Source organism: Roseburia sp. OF03-24, assembly GCF_003463035.1.
Classification (GTDB): domain Bacteria; phylum Bacillota; class Clostridia; order Lachnospirales; family Lachnospiraceae; genus Roseburia; species Roseburia rectibacter.
In genome coordinates this window covers 1-16,809 of sequence record NZ_QSCK01000002.1, presented here as the reverse complement: position 1 = coordinate 16,809, position 16,809 = coordinate 1, and the positions used below count along the sequence as shown (strand labels likewise).

Here is a 16,809-nt window from a genome sequence, read left to right as displayed (position 1 = left end):
TTGAGCAGGGGATCGAACAGGAAAAGTATAAGACAATAAAAAATATTTTGATGAATAGTGATTTTAGTACAAGAGAGATTGCCATGTTTACCGGATATCCGGAGGAAGATATTTTATCAGTGCACAAACAGATGCAGGAGAATATGGAAGAAGATTGCCCAATACGAAAAACTTCACCGCAAAGAAGATAATGAAATATGAAAAAAGAAGGTGTCAGAGAATAAGGCATCTTCTTTTTTTATGCCAAAGAAAACTACATTTGAAATCAATTCAGGGTTAGAAGTATTTAAGGTCACAGATTGGACAAGGCAGAAACTTCCGGTCATGTTGTCCGGAAGTCGGGACAAAAAACATTATTTTCTTTTATTTGTGCTGGTGTTTATGAAACCATTGATTTTTAATCAATGGCAAGATACGCATTTGTACCACAGTACAAATGCTGCGTGCACAATGTGCCCGTCTTGTTAGGGGATACCCCTAATACCCTTTTGAGAAAATTTAAAAAAAAGTCAAAATTTTTCCTAAAAGAAAAGAAAAAAGTCAAATCGTTTCTTTTAGTACGTCGAAATGAAGAAAAAAAATGTTCATAATAGAAGAAACGTTGGAGGTGATGGGATGTCAGATGGCACAGGTAGAGAGTAAAGATTTATGCTGCAAGGAAAGAAAGATTCATAAGAATTTTCGTATACGAGAAGATCAAGTGTTACATATGGAAAGCCAATGCAAAACATATGGAATTAATTCGTCGGAATACATAAGGCGTTTAATTGATAAAGACATGGGAAACTCTGTACCAAACCGTTCGAAGGAAGCATTTCTTATACATAAGCAAATGGTCTATGAAATCAATCGAATAGGCAACAACATAAATCAGATAGTAAAAAATGTAAATATGCATTATTACACGGAATATGAAAAGAAAAAGTTGTTTGCGCTGATGAACAAAATAATCGAATTGTATGAGAGGAGAGAGAAAGATGGAAGCACAGATGAATGATATGCTTGAGAAATTAAAAGGCGTAGAGGATATGGAACAGATGGTGAGTCTGGAAGATGAAATAGCAAAAGCATTGGGACAGGGATTCTTAAGAGGGGATTTTAAATATGAGTACCTGATGCATATGAAAGAGAGCATAGAGCAGATCGAGACAGAGCGGCGGAATGTTTTGGAAAGAGAAATGACCGGTAAGGAAAAACGACCGTCCAGATCCAGATGAGATGGCGATCCTTCATATCATAGATCCGCCAATACATCCGGGAAGCGGTAAAAGGGGAACCTATGCACATTTAAAATCTGCAATAAATTATATATTAAAACCGGAAAAGACATTAGGTGGATTATACACTGGAAGCTGTAATTGCAGGTGTGAAACTGCATTACAGGAGATGATTGATACCAAAACACAATATGGAAAAGTACCCATTCCAGGAACAAAGGGATATGAAAATAATCGGCTTGCGTATCACTTTATTATATCCTGGAGCCCGAAAGAGCATGTATCTCCCGAATTAGCAATGGAGATTGTCAGTAAGTTTTGTGAAAACGAACTTTCGGATTATGAGGTTGTTTATAGTGCGCATACAGATACCAAGCATATGCATGCACATATTATATTTAACAGTGTTAATTTTAAAAATGGTTCGAAGTATCGTTATAACAAAAACGACTGGGAACGAAAATTGCAGCCACTTGTTGATCGATTGTGTAAAGAACAGGGACTTCATGAGCTAAAGGATGATACAGGAAAAACTCTTTCAGAATATGCAGCGGAACGAAAAATAACTGGGAAGAAAAAGAGACATCCGGACAGCGTGACCGGAAGTGAAAAAATAAAACCTTCGGACAATGTGACCGGAAGTAATGGATACATAAAAGAGCAAAGAACGCATGGAAATCGCAAATATGTAAAAAGAATATCGGAAGAATATTCTATGTCTGATTATCTGAGAGACGAAATAGACAGCCTGATCATGTCCTGCAAGAACTTTGAAGAGTTTGAGCAATGCATGAAAGACGCTGGATATGACATTAAATATGGAAACAGTGAACGGTACGGAAAATATATGGCAGTGTGTAATTCAGAAATGCAGCGTTTTCGAAGGACTCATACATTGGGAGAAGATTATACCCTTTCAATGATAAAGAAGAGAATTGAATTATTCCATAGTGAGTTGCCACAGAACAGGGAGAAAACATCAACAGAAAGCTGGATATTGATTTCAAAAAAAATATATTACTGTTCATTTTCGTATGATATTAAAAATCCATATTTGAGAAGACAATATGCCAGATTATACCGTCTTGGAATTATTTCGAATTATGAAAAAAGACCTTCTTACAGAGAAACCAAAAAAAGAATAGAGCAGCTGCGCAAGATAGAATATCAGATAGATCTGATTACGAAGAACAGTTGTTTTACTTTGGAACAGTTGGATGATGCTATCAATGAAGGCATGGATGAATTGAAGGGGCTGAAAGATGAAAAAAAAGAACATAAGCTGGAAAGCCAGACTTATCAAAAAGAGTGGTCAGTGTATGAACAGCTGGAAAAATTAGAAGGTGGTTTTCTATTATTTAAGGAAGGAAATGAGGTATTTGAAACAGAAGCCATAGAGTATCAGAAATTAAAAGATATGGCAGATCATTTTTCACATACAAAAGAAGAACTTAGAAATTATTTAGAAAATGAAACGGTTTATGAAAAGGAGATGAAAGCCAGGTTATGTGAAAAGAGAAAGCAGCTGGAAGCTATGAGAGAACTAAAAGAAGATTACCAGAGGGTTATGGAAGAGTATACACCGGCAGATGATGAAATGCTGAATCGTATGAATGAGCATGGAGTTGAAGCAGTGTCAGAAAGTATAAAAGGAAGAAAGAGGGATCGTTAAAAGTATGTATGAAATGAGAAATACACATATTTTACAACTGGACGAGTTGAACAGTCCGGAATATAGAGATGAAGGAAAAAAATCGGTGGAACAGGCATATGATGCTGAAACCGGGGAACCGACGAAGACATCAGAGGCACAGGAAATATTACTGAATCTTATTTTAAATCTTGGTGGGATCAGAAAAGAAGTATGGGAATATTTGATCACACCAAGATTTCAGGAGCCTCAGGCAGTAGCTTCCGTTGGAAGACTATTATGTTATGCTGCCCCGCTTGAATGGATGGAACTCTCAGTGGAAGCATTGAGCCGGATGGCTGGAACAATGTATGTGAATGAGATTACAGAAGCATATCAGTCAGATATTCCATTTGATGAGGTAAAACATATCTTTGAAATATCAGATACGGTTTTTGAAATGTGCCAGCGGCGCAGGGAGTATTGCAAAAAACATGAAGTTGTGAAAAGACAACATCCGGACAACATGACCGGAAGTGAAGAAAAACAACATCCGGACAGCATGACTGGAAGTGAAGAAAGACAACATCTGGACAACATGACCGGAAGTGAAAGAACAAAAATTATGACTAGCATAGAAAAAACGGTAGTAAATGCTGTTACGGAAGCATTGCAGTTATATGAAAAAAATACAGGATTAAAACAACATCCGGACAGTGTGACCGGAAGTGAAGAAGAGGAACATCCGGACAGTGTGACCGGAAGTGAGGAAGAGGAACATCCGGGCAGTGTGACCGGAAGTGAAGAAGAGGAACATCCGGACAGCGTGACCGGAAGTGAAATGGCAGATGGCTCTGACATATTAGACCATAGGATTCTTGTAATGGATTTAAAAAAAGAACAGGAAAAGTCAGAGAAACGCATTTCCTTTTTTCAGATATTGTTAAGGCGTCACATGAAAAAAGAATTTTCAAAACTGGAAAAGGATGACCAGGTAGGGAAAATTTTTGAAATTATGGTGAACAAAAAGTATGACAAAAACCAGATACTTTCTATCAGGCGTCTCATGAATGGGGGAATGACAAATGAATTTATTTTTTCGCTTTTGGAAAAGAATTTGCCAGAGACGGAATTAAACGATTTATGTGAATCCTTATTGAGAGAGGAAACAGATAAGTCAGATATATCGGACTTATTGGATACTGTACAGGAGAATAAGCAGGAAGAGGTGACAGATGTATGATGAATGGCGGTGGAGATGCAGTTCAGGTTATGTATATGGAAGTGGAAGGCATTAAACTTGCATATCAGGTATCCAAAGATGCAGTCCGGCTTGTAAAACAATTAATGACATTTTTGATTCGGTCAATGATGGATGCTCCCTATAAAAAAATAAGTGGAAAAACAAATATAAAAAATTTAAAGGCAAGATCGAATGGACAGGCTATGACCGCGGTGACTGTTGATAAGAAAATTTATCGCAAATTTGAAAAGGATGCTAAAAAATATGGAATTTTATATCATGCATTTTACCCATTGAAATCAGGAAAAAAGAATTCAGTGGAATTACTTGTTGCGGAGAAGGATTTATCTATGCTGCAGGAATTATTATCGAAATATAAGAATCAGCAGATAAAAGAGGATGTCAGGTGTGGAATGTCGAAAGAACAGTCAGAGCAGGATTATGATGAAAACAACCGTACAGAGACTATGGAGGAGTTTACAGATCATGTAGGAGCTGCAACACCAGAGAAAGTATTTGATGCAGATATGAAAGAACAGTTTGGAGAAGATTATCAGGGAAAGGTAATTGATTATGTAAAAGCATCAAAAGACATTGCCCCAAAAGCACATGCCGCAGGAGGAGATAAAAAAAAGATTGGTACTCTTGCGGAGGTAATTCAGTTTCGGGATCGGGCAGAACGCTTGAAAAATGAGACACAGGTAAAAATACCGTTTGTGTATGATCCTGAACATAAAAAGAGCCAGATCATTGATGAAACAGAAAGCCATATAAAAATTGCGGGTAAGGGACTTGGCTTATCAGATAAAAACAGATGGGGAGGAGTATGGGTTCCAAAGGAATCTGTTATTCCTCCATTAGAGCAGAAGAACTCGGACGGTCTGTATACTGCTAATTTAAAAAATGAAGATGAGATCATCGTAGAGGATTTATCTGAGAATGAAAGACCACAGAAGATCAGAGCAGAAGATCTAGGATATTCCGAAGATATAAGTCAAAAATCCTTTGTGGCAGAAGAACAGAGCTACAAAGCAGTGTCATTGGAAAAGCAGCCGGACAGTTTTGACATTACCATAGGAAAAACATATATGGAAGATGCAAAAGAGGACATGGCAGAACGTAAGACAGTTCCGATGATATGGGGAGAAAACAATAGGGCAGTTAAAACCAGAATACCGGGAACTTATGGTGAAAATATGAAGTTTTTGTGGCTTGGGAAAGAAAATATCAGAGACGCTTATGATGGAAAATCAATTTTGACTTCACTTGATAAGGACAAAGATTACAAGTTATATGATGTAGACAATAATATTTTAGGCTCAATGAAAGGAGAGGAACTTTATAAAAAACACTATGATCCGGTCAAAAGACAAACGGGCAAAAACAGGATGCAGCGTTCCGGAAAGGAGAGACGGATATAATGCGACCGAAGAAAAAACCTTATTCAATGACAATGATTTTATTAGGAGCAGTCTTAATTAGCATTGCTGGATATTATTTGGCAGGGGGAATGCGGCCGGGTATTACCATATTTGAATGGGAAGAAAATATGAAAACAGTTTTGGCAGATCCGTTTGCAGGTTATTTTAATCAATATACATGGAAGACAATATTGATACTGGGACTGGTTTATTTATGGCTGGTTTTAATGTACATTACCAGCAGAAAAAATTATCTTCCCGGAAAAGAAATGGGATCAGCACAATATGCAGATGCAAAAAAAGTAAATAAGAGACTGGCAGATTTGTCCAAAGATCCAGATGATGAAAAGAATATCGTTGTTCTTAGGAGAAGATGGAAAGAAGGGAGGGGAATGTAATGGCAGGAATGAGTTATGCACAGATTGTAAATACCAGAAACCGTATGTTATCACAGAATATTCAAATGACATTAGATACCAGACATACAGATCTTAACAATAATATTCTGGTTATTGGTGGAAGCGGTTCCGGAAAGACATATCGTTTTGTAAAACCGCAGTTAATGCAGATGTCCAGTTCGTTTATTATTACAGATCCGAAGGGGGAACTATACAGGGATACCTCAGGTTTTTTAAAGCGTAACGGTTATGATATCAAAGTATTAAATCTTCTGAACGAAGATGAAATGGTAAAATCATCACATTTTAATCCTTTCCGTTATATTCAGAATGAAGTCGATATTTTAAAACTAATCACAAACCTGATCGCTAATACAACCCCGAAGGGTTCTACTTCTAATGATCCTTTTTGGGAAAAAGCTGAGGGCATGTTATTACAGGCATTGTTTTATTATGTGTGGCTTGAGGGAGTTCCTAAAAATATTTGGGAATGCAAGAAAGAAAATGGAGAAGATGATATCGAGGAAATCCTTAACAGGATTCACAATCCGGAAATTGAAAAATTACATAATGTACGTGCTGTAATGGAATTATTAAAATTTGCGGAGGTTAGGGAAGATCCAAGGACGGGCGCAAAGCTTGATTCAACACTGGATTTGATTATGAAAGATCTGGAGAAAGAAAGTCCGAATCACAAGGCAATACTTAACTATAACAAATCCATGAGAGGCGCGGCAGATACTGTCCGTTCCATTATTATTACAGCAAATGCCAGATTGGCACCGGTAGAAACAGAAGCTGTTCTTTCTATTCTGGATGATGATGAGATAGATATTCCTTTGATTGGAACAAGAAAAACAGCAATCTATTGCGTTATTCCGGATAATGATACAACCTATAACTTTCTGGTTGGCATTCTCTACAAAATGATGTTTCAGAGACTATATTATGAAGCTGATTTTATACATGGAGGACCGTTGCCGGTACATGTAACATTTATGCTGGATGAGTTTGATAATGTGGCTCTTCCCGAAGATTTTCTGTCATTATTATCGACCATGAGAAGCCGTAATATCAGTTCAATTATCATTATTCAGGATCTGAGTCAGATAAAGACACGGTACAAAGATGGAGAGCATGAAAAGATCATGGCAAATTGTGACACAATGATTTATCTTGGTGGAAATGGACCTGGCACACAGAAAGAACTGAGTGAGTTGATGGGAAAAGCAACGATCGACAAGCGGACGAATGGAGAAACGCTTGGGAAACAGGGAAGTTCGTCCAGAAATTATGATGTGGTCGGCAGAGAGCTGATGTTCCCGGACGAGTTAAGGAAGATAGAAGGGAATAAATGTATTTTATTTATACGTGGTTTTGATCCGGTTTTAGATAACAAGATTGAATCGAAAAAACATCCATTGTGGAATCTGATGTGCGATGCACAAAAAGGTGAATTGTTTGATGCAAGAATTGAGAGGCTGAGAAAAATGAAATCAGATAAGCAGAAAAACAGTATTGGTTTTGTGAATGAGGCTGAACTGGCACATTTGGAACTTCTTGAAAAGAAGGAGAAGAAACATTATGAAGATGAGAAGAGGGTGGCAGACCTTTTAGGAACAGAATTGCCAGAGAAGCCACAGCAGTATATTTTCAGATTGGATTATGAAGAGTTGGATCAGCTTGTAGAACAATTAAAGGAAGCGCCTCCTGGAAAAATAGTTTTGGATCAGGATCTGATCCATAAAGCGAAAGAAGCTGTAGATCAGCAGATTAAGACAGAAAACGAAAAACAGGCATATATACAGATGAATCAGATTGATGTGAGAGAATTCAAAACCCCGGAAGAGGCATTAGCATTTTCGGCATTAAAGAAAAAGAATTTTTCTAATCCACAGATTAAAACTCTTTTGAAGCTGGTTCGGGGAGATAGAGAAAGAATGGATCTTAATGCAATATTGGAAACCTTTGATCCCCAAATGGATATGGAGACGATTGAAATGATGACAGAAATGTTGTTATAAACACAAAAAGAAAAGAGGAAAAATAATATGAAAAACAAAAATTTAAAAGAAAAAATGAAGATGATTGGTGCCGGAGTTTATATCAATGTTTGGATGCTGTGTAATAATACCATTGCGATCATGGCAGCTCAGAACAATGAAAAACAGAATGATCAAAAAATAAATGCAGGGACTGGAATTACGCAGATTGACAATATTTTAACGACAATTAAAACATTGTTTCTGGGAATCGTAGCAGGAATCGGACTGATTATTCTAATCAAGGGAATTGCAGATACAGCACAGGCATATCAGCAGCAGGATTCACATGGAATGTATGATGGAGCCAAAGGAATTGCCGCTGGAGCAATTATGGTATTTGCCGGAACAATATTAACCCTAATGGGACTTTAAAAATGATATGAGGTGGTGAACAATGGCATGATTGATAAGTTTATAGAATATGCCAGTGAAGGTGTGAGATCTTTTTTGGTATTTATTCTGTCTGTTTATAATAATCTGGTTGGTATAGCAGCAGGAATGTTAGGGCAGGATCCTGCAGCATGGAATAGCGCCGGATGGTCTTTGGTGAAAAATGTTAATAACATTTTTCTGGGAATTGGGGGTGTTTTGGTAGCCATTTTCTTTTTAATGGGATTTTGTGCTGACAGCGTCGATATTAAACAGGATTTTAGGATTGAAAATATCCTTCGTATGTTTATTAAACTTTCAATTGCAGAGTTTTTTGTAATAAATGCGTTAACACTGGTTCAGACATTATTTGGATTAGCAACAGGTATCATTGGGAAATTACGTGGAAACGGACTTACTTTTAAGTATAGTGTTCCTAATGAAGTTAATGAGATCTTAAAGGATCCTCTCAATCACGATATTACTGGTGGAACAGGGGCATTAATGCTGGTAGTTTTGCTTATTGTCGAGATTATTTTTTTGCTCATAACGATTGGGTGTGGCGCAATGATCTTATTAGAGGCATATCAGCGTTTTTTTAAAATCCTTATGTTAGCACCATATGGAACGTTAGCAAGCAGTACGATTGCCGGAAATCATATGCTTGGACATTCAGCAGAATCTTTTTGGAAATATGCATTATGTACGATCATGGATGCTGTGACCATGTATATGGCATTAGCACTAAGTGCGGCAGTTATATCCAGCGGTAGTCTGGGATTAACCCAAAATCAGACAGGTGTTATGTATGTTTTTGCGTGGATGCTGGAGAGCTCTTTTGTATGTATGTCAACGTTGGGCATGGTTAAGGGAGCAGAGATGGTCACACAGAAAGCATTGGGAATATAGTAAATCTGGAGGAAATGATGTTATCGGTAAATATGAATCAGGATGTAGAAAAATATCAGGAGTCTGTAGCAGCGGGACTGAATGCAAAACAAACAATTGCAGCGTTACTGGCATTAATAGTTGGAACATGTATAATTTGCATTTTGTACTTTGCATTTGAATTGCCGCTTGTAATTGACATTTATATTGCAATCCCGGTTTGCATTCCAATCATACTGCCTGCGCTTGGCAGGCAGTATGGGTTATCTGTAATGGAACGTATCAGGCAGAGCAATAAAAGAAAAAGGGTAATATTATTTTGTGCTGCAAACGAAAAAGCAATTATAAAAAAGACTAATCAGAAAAAGTCTGGTAAAAAGAAGGAAATAACGTATGACAAAAAACAAAGTAAAAAAGAAAAGAATAAGAAGGGCAGACCGTTTTTTAAGGGCAAAAAACAAAAGTGAAGTGTTATACAGAGTACCTGTTTTTCTGAAGAAAAGTGCAGGAATGACATTTTTGTCTGAAAGCGGGACGTTAGAAACAAATGGAAAATTTTCAAGAGCATATCTATTGGATGATAAAAAACTTGAAAAACTGAAAGAAGAAATACAATTTCTACAGGAAGACTGTGCATTTGTATTTCATAAATCTCATCCTGCAGGTATGTTGATTTTTGAAGAGACAGCCAGTGGAGGTGATATAACAGAAAAATTTTCTGAAATAGAAAATATATTGCAGATAAAAAGTATGACAGCGGATAGCAGAATGGCGTATTATGGCAGATTTTTGAGTGATTTTCTTGGAATTAAGACGGAAGTTGAAAATTATATACTGGATACGGATTGCTGGAAGCAGGCAGCGTGTATGGATGGAATAAAGTTGTCCAATAATAAAATATTTACGACACGAGGACGTTATTGTGTAATGGCAGTGAGGACAATAAAGAGAAAAATTACCTGGACAGATCTGAGCGGTCTTATGGATAATCCATTGATTCAAAGTATGTATATAACTGTTTCCGGTGTAACTGGTCAGCAGATAAAAGAAAAAATCTGTAATGAATATATGGGAATTGATGGAATGGCATCGCGGATTAAAAGAAATGAACCGGAGCTGTATGATATTTTGCAGAAAGATGAAAGTGAAAATGAATCATTGAGCAAATATCGATGGGTCAGTGTTTATTTTCTTATAAGAATGGAATCAGAACAGGCAGATACAAATCTTTTCAACATTATAAAAGGTGCATACAAATCAGGCATTAAGATGGAGTGTCTTGCCTTGGCGGAGCAGAAGAATATATCAGAATTAAAACGTACATTTGCAATGTTTGGCATGACAGGGAACAAACAGGAGAGATATCAGATGCTTATAACACAAGAACAGGTACGGAGATTATTAAATATCGTTCCGAAAGAGAAAAAACAGGAAAATTACGATATTGAGGCAATGAAAGCATTATTTTATGATGGGGTAAGTGTATGAAGAAAAGTATAATGCCGGTAAAAAAGTCAGGCATATCTAAACGTAAAATTTTTATGTCATTAAAAGAACCGGATAAAGTAAATGTGTTACAACCAAAATGTACGCAGGATATGATTGAGATAAAAAGAATTGCACCAAACGGAATATTTCAGGTAACAGAAGAAAAATGGTCAAAGAGTTATCTTCTTGTAGATGTGAATTATACAACAAAAACATATGATGAACAACTTGCTTTTTTTTATGACTGGTGCAAGACATTAAATTCATTTGATGTTTCAGTAAAAATAACTGTATTTAATGAAAACAGAAATATGCAGGAAGTCAGGGATCGGATTTTATATCGTTATAAAGAAGATAAATATGATTGGCTTAGAGAAGCATATAACGATATTATTGAGAGCCGGATTGTTGAGGGCAGACAGGGAATCTGTCAGGAAAAATTTATTACAATTACGGTGGTTAGAAAAGATTATGAAGCTGCACGTGCATATTTATCTTCCCTGGAAAGCAGTTTTATCAATAATTTTGCTGCATTGACATCAACAATCATTCCATTGGACGCAAATGAACGCATTCGTGTTTTAGACAGTTTTTATCATATGGGGAAAGAAGCAGAGTATGACTATAAGATAGAAGAGGCATTGCTGCAAGGGCATGGATTTAAAGACGAGCTGGCGTGCTCTGTTATGGATTTTGACAGTTATATAGATCGTTTTTATATGGATGATAAAGTTGGTTCCATATTATATCTGGATCCTGGATCTTATCCAACATCCTTATCAGATACTTTTTTTAAGGAATTAACAGAACTACCGATCCATTCTATATTTTCAGTTGACTATGAACCTATCCCACAGGATGTTGCATTGAAAACGTTAGAAGATAAGCTTATGGGAGTTGAAAATACGATCGCAAAACAACAGGATAAAAGAAACAGGAGAGGGGCATTTTCCAGTGATATTTCTTATAAGGTAAGGAGAGAAAAAAAAGAACTGGAACATATGTTGGATGAACTTAGGGACAATGATCAGAAGATGTTCTGGGTTGGAGTGACCATAGGTGTGATCGAAGAAAATGAGGACAAATTGGAGACGCAGCTTACTGCCATTAATCAGGTAGTAGAAAAGGCATCCATGAGAGTCATTCCATATTATATGCGTCAGCGTCAGGCATTGGATACAGTTCTTCCTGTCGGAGGAAGATACGTAGATATGATGCGGGCATTGTTTACTTCTTCTGCAGCAGCGTTTGTTCCATTTAATGTTGTTGAAATGCAGATGATGGATCAGCCTTTTTATTATGGTATTAATCAGGTGTCAAAAGAACCTATCTGGGCGAATCGAAAAAAACTAATGAATGGAAATGGGTTTGTATTTGCTGTGCCGGGTGGTGGAAAAAGTTTTACCGGGGCTAAAATGGAGGCAGGAAGTGTTTTCCTGAATACAGAAGATGATATCATTTTTGTTGATCCTACATTGGAATATTTTGATGTTGCGGAGGCATATGGTGGAGTCGCAATCAATCTTGCAACTTATACGGACAAGTATTTAAATCCACTGGAGGTAGATCTTGAAAGTCTGGATATAGATGATACGGATGGGCAAATCCGGGATAAATGCAGTTTTATGCTTGGAATTTGTGAACAGGCAATGGATGGAGGAATACTTCCGGAGTATAAATCCATTATCGACCGTTCGGTTCGAAAAATGTATAAAAGCATTGCGATGCTTCCAAAAGAAAAACGTGTGCAGCCGATAATGTCAGATTTTCTTGAGGTCTTAAAAGAACAGGAAGAAGCAGAAGCACGAAAAATAAAGCTGGTACTTGAAATATTTGTAGAAGGTTCGTTAAACATTTTTAATCATCAGACAAATATTGATATTGAAAATCGTGTTTTAGTATATGGCTTAAGGGATTTGTCCGGAGATCTTTCGGGTATGGCAATGCTGATCATGTTAGAGAATATTAAGCAGCGTATTATAAGAAATGCGAAAAAGGGACGTGCAACCTGGTTATATGTAGATGAATTTCATGTGCTGCTTGGTAAGCCATTTTCCAGAGATTATTTAATCGCTTTATGGAAACAGGTAAGAAAACTGGGAGGGTTATGTACAGGAATTACACAGAATGTTATTGAGGTGTTAAAAGATCCAATGACGTCTACACTTGTTTCTAACAGTGAATACACAGTTTTATTAAAACAGGCTGCACCAGATGCTGCGGTTTTAGGAAAAGCACTGGAAAATATCAGCGAAGCGCAAATAAAATATACGGCAAATCCAAAACCTGGAATGGGATTAATCCGGTTTGGAAACGTGATCATTCCGTTTGATAATGTAGTGGATAAACAGAATCCTGTTTATGACATATACAATACCAATATGCATGAGAAGGCGGCAAAAAAACAGGCAATGGTGGGATTTGAATGAAATTAGCACAAAGGAAGGATAAACAAAGTTTACATGTTGTGAAATCAGGTTTCAAAATAACCGGTATAAGTGCAATACGATATAAAGGAAAAGATATTCTGGTAAAGGGAAAGATATTTAAAAATTCAGATGATATACAGGAGGATATAAATGGTGCGAATGATCATGGAATCATGTCATCTGTAATAAAAAATATTTCATACGACTGGGTAAATTTAAATATAAAAGATGATCGAAAAGATAGAAATTCCTGGGTAAAAAAATCTTCAGAAAATTATGTCAAATCAGGTTTTAGTGATATTGAAAGAAAACCGGAAGAGAAACATCTCGTGCAAATGCAGCTAAAACCTGATGAAATGAATAATAATTGTGAAGGTGGAAAAGAAGAACAGGACGAAATTGTTAAAATGATATTCGCACAGAATATTATACATAAACAGGGACTATCGGGTGGGGTGCTACAACAAAGGCAGCAGAAAAATGAGCCGGAGAATATAGAAATGCCAATAAATTTGTTGGCAGATGAGCAGGGTGACAAAGAAAAAATAAAAATAACGGCAGAGATTATGGCAAAATTCTGCAACATTAATTTGCCACAAACAGCAGATAAAAAGCGTGGTGCTTGGAAAAAAGAAGATATTGTAAAAATGGAGGTGGGTGAGGAAGAGATTTCAGACCCATCCGTCTGTTCTAAAGAAGAAAGAGAAAAAATCAGGGAAAAAAAGCAGCATAGGGATGAATATGTAAATGCAGTTATAGCAGAGTATTTGCTGGAACATGCTGCAGACAAGAAGGAAGGATATATAGATGGCGTAAAAAAAAGACTATTGAAAGAATATGTAATCCGGGAACTGATAAATGAACAGGGAAGAAATGATCCGAATGCTCATATCAGATTAATAGAACAAATGATTACATATGATGTTACAAAAGTAATTGAAAAGATCATGAAACTGGTGCTAACGTTGATCAGTAAATTGTTATTAATGATGTTACCGATCATTCTGATTGCATCTGTGATAGCTCTGGTATTTGTAGGAATTTACATGAAAGCAGAAAGCCCTACAACATATTTTGAGGGATATTATGATTCTATACAGGAAGTTAGAGAAAATCCTAAATACATAAAAAATGTGCTTCAGGAAATGGAGAAGAATTTTGCTGGTGATGTGGATTATTTTTTGAGCGTAAACGGATTAAATGAGGTTGTTTATGCATACGGAACATATTCGGAAGCAGACGATATAGCGGCAGTTTACCTTGCACAGATTACAACAGATCCAAATTATTCAAAACTTTTAAGTATGGAAACAGAAGGATATCCGGCCTATTTATTTATAGATACAAGTCAGGAGGAAAAACTTTTAAAAAAAGTATTCAAACAGTTTAATTACACGGAAAAAGAAGCAGTTAAAAAGAAAGTCAAAAATGATAAAGGGAAAGAGGAGGAAAAAGATGCTGAGAAATTGACAGTGTATTGTATAACCATAGAAAAGTGGAAGGAGGAACATGGAACAGAGGTTTCTGCAGCAGCGCGAACACTATTGGACGAACTACTTGAAGATAGAGCATATATAAGTCCGAAAGAAAACGATAATTTTGTTGCTGGAGAGGCGGTACCGATAGAAGATCTGGTGATACCGGAAGGTGTTGATGAAAATCTGATTTATCTGGCAGGGTTTATCAGGGCAGAAGCAGGAAATCAGTCTGATATCGGAAAAACAGCAGTGGCATATGTAATTTTAAATCGAGCAGGAGGTGCATCAGGAAACATAAAGGGAGTATTGACAGCACCATATCAGTTTTCATGTTATATTCCATATCATACGGTAGAAAAATATCTTTATGCATATGCAAATATGTCACGGGAACAGCGAGAGGCTGATTCATGTTATAGAGCAGCGGCAGGTGCATATTATGGAACATCAGAAAATCCTATAGGGAGTATGAAATACTATTGCAATCCAAAGTACTGCAGTGTCGGAGAGGTAAAGCAATGGGAAAAAATAAGGGCAAGAAATTCTGAGGAACAGATAAAAATCATTGGTGATCATGTGTTTTGTCAGAATTGCTGGTAAAGGAGAACGATGAAAACAAAACAGATGAGTTATCAGGAATTTATACAACAGATTAAAGTAAAAGGAAATTTGTATATGCCAATGCTGGATGGAAAAAACGAAAGGTATCCTTTGCTTGTAACGGAAAGAAATGGAGAAAAGATCCATACATCCGATGGGCTGATACATATTATGAAAATGCCGGAAATGGATATGCAGGAAGTATATGAACGATGCGGCCGGTTTTTTGACGAAGTAATTCTAAAAAAAATGCTGGCAGAATACACGGAAGAGTATAAAAAGCACGCAGAACTTGATAAGAAAGAACAGGAACGTTTGATATGTGTGATGTCGAAAGTACCTGAAGAACAGATATATTGTGTCCTGATTCCTGGAAAGATGGGGATAGAAATCTTAGAAACATATGCCGGAAGAAAGATGGAGTCAGTTTATTTAATTTATGTGGTTATTTTAGAAGAAAAACCGGAATTGATCAGAGTTTCTGCTGTCACAAATGAAATGTTGGAATATTGGAATATAAAGGAAGAAGCATTATATCGTATGAGTCTTTTAAATATGCCAAGGCATTTATTTTATAAAATAAGTGAGTTGTATTTGCAGATGGGAGAGGATATTTACCTTGTAAAAAGTGAAAAAAATTATTTTGGGTTGGCAACATTATTGTATGAAGAAGGACCATTGAAGGATTTGGGAAATCAGCTGAATCAGGATTTATATATTTTACCTTTATCTGTGCATGAAGCAGTTGTATTTCCATATAAAAAGTGGCAGGAGAAAGAAATTCAGGATATATCAGAGCAAATGCCGGTATTCAGTGGAACTATATGGCGTTACAGTTTGAAATTGAACAAAATCGCTTTTTCAAAGAAAACATGGGAAAAATATATGGCAGCATTAAAATATGGGTTCATGGACGCTGCAGACAGGAGATAAAAATGGAACTTACAGATGAAGTGATGAATCAGGTTTTAAGAGATGTGAGCAAAAATATTAGCAAGGAAAGAAAGAAGAGAGGTCTTTCAATGGCAAAGTTAGCTGAAATGGCTAATTTATCCGTCAGTCATATTTCAAAATTAGAGCGTTCGAAGTGCGAGATAGGGTTAAAGGCATTGTTGCGTATTGCGGCAGCAATGGAAATAGAAGCGGATGAATTGCTTCCGGATGATTTTGAATTAAAGGGAGTAGAAAAAAAACTGACTGCGGGAGAAAGGTTTGAACAGATTATGCAGGGGGCAGATTCACAATTGGTTGAAATGTTTTTACGAATGGCTCTATATATGCGTAACAATTCTTTACATAACTTTTCCTAAAAGAAAAAAATAATGTAATTATTTTCTTTTATTCCCTCGAAATAGAAAAATAAATTTTTATAATTAAAATGTGTATTGATAAACAAATGCAAAATAAATAAAAGGAGGTAGATTCCAATGGAAGAGTTTATGAAAGAGTATGGTGGTGCAGTAAAAGTTGGTGCAGTGCTGCTTGGTCTTACAGTGCTGATCCTGTTTCTTTGTACAACAGAACCAGGTGGCTTCTTAATGGAACAGTTCAAAACGGCATTCACGAATTTCTTTACAAAGATGAATGCATTAGGCTGATAAGT

Annotated in this window: 17 protein-coding genes; all 17 read left to right on the top strand. The window is 36.5% G+C overall.

The features are described from left to right. A partial coding sequence (locus DXA60_RS18615) for a hypothetical protein (RefSeq protein WP_158570853.1) occupies positions 1-191 on the top strand: 191 nt, incomplete at its 5' end. Between the two features lie 431 nt (positions 192-622). After that, complete coding sequence (locus tag DXA60_RS01240) at positions 623-997, top strand: MobC family plasmid mobilization relaxosome protein (RefSeq protein ID WP_158570852.1); 375 nt, start codon at positions 623-625, stop codon at positions 995-997. Continuing rightward, complete coding sequence (locus tag DXA60_RS01235; protein ID WP_117918831.1) at positions 978-1,217, top strand: hypothetical protein; 240 nt, start codon at positions 978-980, stop codon at positions 1,215-1,217. The genes DXA60_RS01240 and DXA60_RS01235 overlap by 20 nt, the downstream gene beginning before the upstream one ends. Position 1,218: 1 nt before the next feature. Then, positions 1,219-2,889 carry a relaxase/mobilization nuclease domain-containing protein gene (locus DXA60_RS01230; protein ID WP_117918830.1) on the top strand — a complete coding sequence of 557 codons (1,671 nt, stop codon included), beginning with the start codon at positions 1,219-1,221 and terminating at the stop codon, positions 2,887-2,889. Between the two features lie 4 nt (positions 2,890-2,893). Continuing rightward, the gene (locus tag DXA60_RS01225) at positions 2,894-4,090 is read left to right on the top strand and encodes a hypothetical protein (protein WP_117918828.1); all 1,197 of its coding nucleotides are present in this window, start codon (positions 2,894-2,896) and stop codon (positions 4,088-4,090) included. Further along, on the top strand, positions 4,087-5,511 hold the full coding sequence (locus DXA60_RS01220; RefSeq protein ID WP_117918826.1) for a DUF3801 domain-containing protein: 1,425 nt from the start codon (positions 4,087-4,089) through the stop codon (positions 5,509-5,511). The genes DXA60_RS01225 and DXA60_RS01220 overlap by 4 nt, the downstream gene beginning before the upstream one ends. Further along, complete coding sequence (locus DXA60_RS01215; protein WP_117918824.1) at positions 5,511-5,909, top strand: hypothetical protein; 399 nt, start codon at positions 5,511-5,513, stop codon at positions 5,907-5,909. The genes DXA60_RS01220 and DXA60_RS01215 overlap by 1 nt, the downstream gene beginning before the upstream one ends. Next, on the top strand, positions 5,909-7,933 hold the full coding sequence (locus DXA60_RS01210; RefSeq protein ID WP_243006715.1) for a VirD4-like conjugal transfer protein, CD1115 family: 2,025 nt from the start codon (positions 5,909-5,911) through the stop codon (positions 7,931-7,933). The genes DXA60_RS01215 and DXA60_RS01210 overlap by 1 nt, the downstream gene beginning before the upstream one ends. Positions 7,934-7,960: 27 nt before the next feature. Further along, positions 7,961-8,326, top strand: coding sequence for a hypothetical protein (locus DXA60_RS01205; RefSeq protein WP_117918820.1), 366 nt, complete (start codon positions 7,961-7,963; stop codon positions 8,324-8,326). Positions 8,327-8,353: 27 nt separating this feature from the next. Next, positions 8,354-9,232 carry a hypothetical protein gene (locus DXA60_RS01200; RefSeq protein ID WP_117918818.1) on the top strand — a complete coding sequence of 293 codons (879 nt, stop codon included), beginning with the start codon at positions 8,354-8,356 and terminating at the stop codon, positions 9,230-9,232. A gap of 17 nt (positions 9,233-9,249) precedes the next feature. Then, positions 9,250-9,678, top strand: coding sequence for a PrgI family protein (locus DXA60_RS01195; RefSeq protein ID WP_158570851.1), 429 nt, complete (start codon positions 9,250-9,252; stop codon positions 9,676-9,678). Then, entirely contained in the window at positions 9,605-10,699 is a 1,095-nt protein-coding gene (locus DXA60_RS01190) for a hypothetical protein (RefSeq protein WP_117918814.1), read from the top strand. The genes DXA60_RS01195 and DXA60_RS01190 overlap by 74 nt, the downstream gene beginning before the upstream one ends. Further along, positions 10,696-13,128 carry a VirB4-like conjugal transfer ATPase, CD1110 family gene (locus tag DXA60_RS01185; protein ID WP_117918812.1) on the top strand — a complete coding sequence of 811 codons (2,433 nt, stop codon included), beginning with the start codon at positions 10,696-10,698 and terminating at the stop codon, positions 13,126-13,128. Before DXA60_RS01190 ends, DXA60_RS01185 begins: the two co-directional genes overlap by 4 nt. Next, complete coding sequence (locus DXA60_RS01180) at positions 13,125-15,206, top strand: cell wall hydrolase (RefSeq protein WP_117918810.1); 2,082 nt, start codon at positions 13,125-13,127, stop codon at positions 15,204-15,206. Before DXA60_RS01185 ends, DXA60_RS01180 begins: the two co-directional genes overlap by 4 nt. 9 nt (positions 15,207-15,215) lie before the next feature. Next, positions 15,216-16,139, top strand: a complete 924-nt coding sequence (locus DXA60_RS01175; RefSeq protein WP_117918808.1) for a DUF5688 family protein — start codon at positions 15,216-15,218, stop codon at positions 16,137-16,139. A 2-nt stretch (positions 16,140-16,141) separates the two neighbouring features. After that, complete coding sequence (locus DXA60_RS01170; RefSeq protein ID WP_158570850.1) at positions 16,142-16,516, top strand: helix-turn-helix domain-containing protein; 375 nt, start codon at positions 16,142-16,144, stop codon at positions 16,514-16,516. 117 nt (positions 16,517-16,633) lie between these two features. Continuing rightward, positions 16,634-16,804, top strand: a complete 171-nt coding sequence (locus DXA60_RS18800) for a hypothetical protein (RefSeq protein ID WP_199536168.1) — start codon at positions 16,634-16,636, stop codon at positions 16,802-16,804. Positions 16,805-16,809: the final 5 nt, after the last annotated feature.

Bases quoted from the DNA above. Each gene is read 5' to 3' on its own strand.
- DXA60_RS01240 (WP_158570852.1), top strand. From the start codon at position 623: ATGGCACAGGTAGAGAGTAAAGATTTATGCTGCAAGGAAAGAAAGATT.
- DXA60_RS01235 (WP_117918831.1), top strand. From the start codon at position 978: ATGGAAGCACAGATGAATGATATGCTTGAGAAATTAAAAGGCGTAGAG.
- DXA60_RS01230 (WP_117918830.1), top strand. From the start codon at position 1,219: ATGGCGATCCTTCATATCATAGATCCGCCAATACATCCGGGAAGCGGT.
- DXA60_RS01225 (WP_117918828.1), top strand. From the start codon at position 2,894: ATGTATGAAATGAGAAATACACATATTTTACAACTGGACGAGTTGAAC.
- DXA60_RS01220 (WP_117918826.1), top strand. From the start codon at position 4,087: ATGATGAATGGCGGTGGAGATGCAGTTCAGGTTATGTATATGGAAGTG.
- DXA60_RS01215 (WP_117918824.1), top strand. From the start codon at position 5,511: ATGCGACCGAAGAAAAAACCTTATTCAATGACAATGATTTTATTAGGA.
- DXA60_RS01210 (WP_243006715.1), top strand. From the start codon at position 5,909: ATGGCAGGAATGAGTTATGCACAGATTGTAAATACCAGAAACCGTATG.
- DXA60_RS01205 (WP_117918820.1), top strand. From the start codon at position 7,961: ATGAAAAACAAAAATTTAAAAGAAAAAATGAAGATGATTGGTGCCGGA.
- DXA60_RS01200 (WP_117918818.1), top strand. From the start codon at position 8,354: ATGATTGATAAGTTTATAGAATATGCCAGTGAAGGTGTGAGATCTTTT.
- DXA60_RS01195 (WP_158570851.1), top strand. From the start codon at position 9,250: ATGTTATCGGTAAATATGAATCAGGATGTAGAAAAATATCAGGAGTCT.
- DXA60_RS01190 (WP_117918814.1), top strand. From the start codon at position 9,605: ATGACAAAAAACAAAGTAAAAAAGAAAAGAATAAGAAGGGCAGACCGT.
- DXA60_RS01185 (WP_117918812.1), top strand. From the start codon at position 10,696: ATGAAGAAAAGTATAATGCCGGTAAAAAAGTCAGGCATATCTAAACGT.
- DXA60_RS01180 (WP_117918810.1), top strand. From the start codon at position 13,125: ATGAAATTAGCACAAAGGAAGGATAAACAAAGTTTACATGTTGTGAAA.
- DXA60_RS01175 (WP_117918808.1), top strand. From the start codon at position 15,216: ATGAAAACAAAACAGATGAGTTATCAGGAATTTATACAACAGATTAAA.
- DXA60_RS01170 (WP_158570850.1), top strand. From the start codon at position 16,142: ATGGAACTTACAGATGAAGTGATGAATCAGGTTTTAAGAGATGTGAGC.
- DXA60_RS18800 (WP_199536168.1), top strand. From the start codon at position 16,634: ATGGAAGAGTTTATGAAAGAGTATGGTGGTGCAGTAAAAGTTGGTGCA.